At 62.5% G+C, this 283-nt stretch carries 1 protein-coding gene; it reads right to left on the minus strand.

The genetic code is table 11. The features are described from left to right. On the minus strand, positions 1 to 283 hold a 283-nt coding region (locus EAY64_RS20210), incomplete at both ends, for a contractile injection system protein, VgrG/Pvc8 family (RefSeq protein ID WP_255424562.1).

Here is a 283-nt window from a genome sequence, read left to right on the forward strand (position 1 = left end):
CTTGCTGAATGCGGGTCTGATCGCCGGTGTGCTGGGTGCTCACCGGCTGGTAGTCGAAGCTGGCCAGCGCCACATTGCCCGATACCACCTGCCGGGCCGCCGACCAATCCGTCAGGCCGTCTTCTTCCTCTGTGGCATCGCTACGGTGAAAGCGCACCCGCTCACTGACTGCCGGCGGCAGGCTGTAGGCATCGTCAAACACCACCAGCTTGACCTGCGGATGCGCGCCATCAATATGCTCGAAACGCCAGGCATAACCCTCTTCGTGCAACAGCCGCACGAT

It is taken from the genome of Aquitalea palustris (genome assembly GCF_003693445.1).
Lineage (GTDB): Bacteria > Pseudomonadota > Gammaproteobacteria > Burkholderiales > Chromobacteriaceae > Aquitalea > Aquitalea palustris.